This is a genomic window from Caulobacter sp. SRI_008 (genome assembly GCF_057586355.1).
In genome coordinates, this window is sequence record NZ_JBYCZS010000053.1 from 1 (window position 1) to 3,305 (window position 3,305).

The 3,305-nt window shown below is 62.7% G+C and carries 4 protein-coding genes and 1 pseudogene; 2 read left to right on the plus strand and 3 right to left on the minus strand.

Annotation, left to right across the window (positions count from 1 at the left end; all coding sequences use genetic code 11):
• Together AC2YHT_RS25575 and AC2YHT_RS25580 are read left to right on the plus strand one after the other, a co-directional pair.
• A pseudogene (locus AC2YHT_RS25575) lies at nt 1–280 on the plus strand (transcriptional regulator); the annotation flags it as partial.
• Nucleotides 281–573: 293 nt separating this feature from the next.
• Nucleotides 574–1,005, plus strand: coding sequence for a Ros/MucR family transcriptional regulator (locus tag AC2YHT_RS25580; protein WP_487292599.1), 432 nt, complete (start codon nt 574–576; stop codon nt 1,003–1,005).
• A gap of 307 nt (nt 1,006–1,312) precedes the next feature.
• Here AC2YHT_RS25580 and AC2YHT_RS25585 read toward each other — a convergent pair whose 3' ends face one another.
• From AC2YHT_RS25585 to AC2YHT_RS25595, 3 genes are all read right to left on the minus strand, one after another.
• Nucleotides 1,313–2,221, minus strand: a complete 909-nt coding sequence (locus tag AC2YHT_RS25585; protein ID WP_487292600.1) for a hypothetical protein — start codon at nt 2,219–2,221, stop codon at nt 1,313–1,315.
• Nucleotides 2,214–2,780, minus strand: coding sequence for a hypothetical protein (locus AC2YHT_RS25590; RefSeq protein WP_487292601.1), 567 nt, complete (start codon nt 2,778–2,780; stop codon nt 2,214–2,216). Before AC2YHT_RS25590 ends, AC2YHT_RS25585 begins: the two co-directional genes overlap by 8 nt.
• Nucleotides 2,781–2,931: 151 nt before the next feature.
• A partial coding sequence (locus AC2YHT_RS25595; protein ID WP_487292602.1) for a hypothetical protein occupies nt 2,932–3,305 on the minus strand: 374 nt, incomplete at its 5' end.

Below are 3,305 nucleotides of genomic sequence, written 5' to 3' on the forward strand. Positions count from 1 at the left end.
AGTCCAGAAGTACGAGAGCGGCGCGAACCGCATCAGCGCCTCGAAGCTCTACGCGGCGGCGGTGGCGCTTCAGACCTCGCCCGCGTTCTTCTTCGAGGGCTTTAGTGATCCGCGCGGCGAGACGCGGCCCGACGATCCCGGCCGGGAGAGTCGCCTCGTGCAGGCGTTCCTCGCGATGCCCGAGGGCATCGAGACCGCCGAGGCGTTCGCGCGCCTGGGCTCAGGCCAGGTGCGCAGGCATCTCGTTGCCCTCTTGCATCACATCGTAGACGAGCAGTGACGGGCAGGGCGCGGATGATCGTGGACGCGTGGGGCCCGGAGCCCATTGGGGATGAACTCCGGGCAGGCACTGGAAGGGCTGGCGCCTATTCTCACGATCGGCGTCGGCACGCCCACTACCGAGCGGGAGAATGCGCTCGCGCGCCGGAGGCCGCAATGCCCCAGAAATAGGGGGTGTTGACAATAATCGATGTCGCTCGATTAAATCGGTATTCCCGCCAAGTCCCGAAATTGTAGTTGAGAAATCGAGGCGATGCAGTCCATGCTCTTTGCAATGGACAAGGAGCATTAGCGGTGGAAGACAAGAACTCGGGCCTCATCATCCTGGCGACCGACATCGTTGCCGCGTACGTGGGCAACAACGCCATTTCCATTGCGGAGCTGCCGGCGCTGATCCGCCGCGTCCATGACGCCCTGGCGGACATCGGCCGACCGGATGAGGCCGCCCCCGCCGCGCAGGTCTTCAAGGTCACGCCGGGCCAGATCCGCAAATCGATCACGCCTGACGCGCTCATCAGCTTCGAGGATGGGCGGCCGTACAAGACGCTGAAGCGTCACCTCACCACGCGGGGTCTGACCGCAGAGGCGTACAAGGCCAAGTGGGGCCTGCCCTCCGACTACCCGACCACGGCCCCGGCCTACAGCGAGGCTCGCTCGGCTATGGCGAAGGCCCTGGGTCTTGGCCAGGGCGGTCGCAAGGCTAAGGGGCGGGCGAAGAAGGCGTAGCGAGGCGGCGCCTCAGCGCGCCGGGCGACGTTGGCACCGGTCACGGATCCAGGTGCAGGAACAGGAATGCGGCGACGCACGCGACGGCGAACACTCCAGCCACGAGCATCGGATAGGCTAGGTGGGGGGCGCGCCGCTCGTTTCGATGCGGCGCGAAAACGGCGTTGCAGCGCCTTCAGCCGGCGTTTGCTGCCCGGTCCCTCCAGGGAGTGTTTGAGCGGTTGTTCCATCCCCAGTCCTCAGATCCAGCAGGTCCTTTACGCCGAACACTGGCTGGAACTCGCGGTTGAGCGTTGCGGTGTTCAGGCTAGCGCTTCGGAGGCGGCTTGGTCGATATTGGAGGCTTCGGCCTAAGCGCTTCGCAGTTGATCTCAAGATCGATCCCTAGGCGTGGCGCGCGGGTCATGATGCACTGTTCGACTGGGATCGACGCGGTGGCGGTTCTCAGGCTCAAGGTAGTGAGCATGGATGGCTGGAGACGCAGGGTCCTGTTGGTGTCGTAGCCCAATGGTGATCCGCGCATCAGAATCTCAGCGCCTGGGGGAGCGGAGGAAATTGCTACAGTCCACCAATGGGCCGTTTCCCAAGGCTCAAGCGCCCGCCGCTTGGTGATGCTCCCGATCCCTAAGCTCGTGCCCATGAATGCTCGGGAGGCTATGCTCGACCAGTTGCGCACTTGCCCGCCGTTGATTTGTAAGTCCTCGATAGTGGTTGGCATCGGATCGGGTAGTGCCTGCGCTAACACCCTGTCGCTGAGATAAAGCGTGGTGTCCAGTGACCCTGCCTCTAGGTCAGACTCCAAGGGCAGACAGAATTGGCGAACCACGATCCGGTCGTCGCCCTCCGCGGAAACTACCAGGGCAGTGACGTTTTGCTTTTCGCCGGACTCGTGGCTGATGGCCACGGCTTCAACGGTAATCCCGCGTCGAAGAGTGCCCCCGACCAGAAATTGGCCGAGGACGACGTCCTGGAGGCATTGAACATCGGTGGATGACTTATGCGACGGAGCGAGAATGATTCCCTCGTAGCGGCAAGCAGACTTACATTCCGGGAAATCTGTTTGCTGGAAAGGGATCTGCTTTGCTTTCAACTGCGTGGCCCACGGCGAAGGCCCGGTCTTTCGTCCTTTGAACGGTCCCGTTGTCTGCTGCCCGGCCGCAGGTATGGCCATCGCGCCCAACAGGCACGCAACGATGAGCGTCGTGAATCTAGGCACCTTTCGGCCTCGGCTTTTTCCGGGTCCTGGTAGGTGACGCCGGTTTCGGAGTTGAACGCGGTGAAGGGGCAGGCGCTGGCTGGGCCTTTTCGATGAGAACGAAGCTGTCGACGGTCATGGCGACGAGTGCGCCTGCGCTGAAGAGCGCGGACATGGCCTGGTATTCGAGGCGGTCCTGGATGCGCGCCATATCCAGCCTGTAGAGGCTGATCTGCTCGGCTAGGGCCAGTTGGAAACGGAAGCCAGCAAAGACCGCCAGGAGGCAGCTTCCAAGAACGGTCACGGTCAGGACGATCGCGAGGGTCCTTGATGAGCTTGGTGCACGCTCCTTCAGGATCAACGTTGCTCCGATCACGCAGGCAATAGCGATCGAACTAAGAGACAATGAAAGGTTGCCGAGAACCTCGGAAACCGCAGTGGCATCACCGGCCGGTTCAAATACGTCTGGTAGGGCGTTTGTCCAACTGACCCAGTAAGGAAAGCTGCAGACGAAAAGAACAGGCACCAAGCCAGAGGCCAGCACCGCAGCAGTCCGTCTGAACCTCGCGACTGAGATCACTGCTCCCTCCCGAAGGCGGCACAGCTTGTGCGATAGCTTTGCCTTGATCAAGCGCAGAGGGTGATTTTGATCAGTTGGCACGGCTTAGATTGTGATGGGCCGCGCCGTAGGTGATCTTCGACGTTGCAATTGTGGGTGGCGGCTGTGCCGTCTATCGATTCAGCGTCTCCCCGCTGAACGGCCGGCTCGGCGTGCCGTCTATCATCAGCCGCACGTAGAAGTGCCGGTGCGGCAGGTTCAGCAGGTCCTCCACGCCGAACACCGGCTGGAACTCGCGGGCGAGGAGCCCGGCGTCCTCGGGTCCCACGCGGAAGCTGACGAGCGTGCCCACGTTCCCGAGGACGGCTTTGCGCACTTCCGCCGGCACGGCGTCGAGATACTGCGAGGCGAGCACCAGGCCCGCGCCGTGCTTCCGCAACTCCGACATCATGTTCACGAACGCGAGCGTCGTGAAGGTCTGGAACTCGTCCACGTAGAGGAAGAACGGGCGGCGATCGGCCGGGGCTTGGTCCGCGCGGCTGAAGG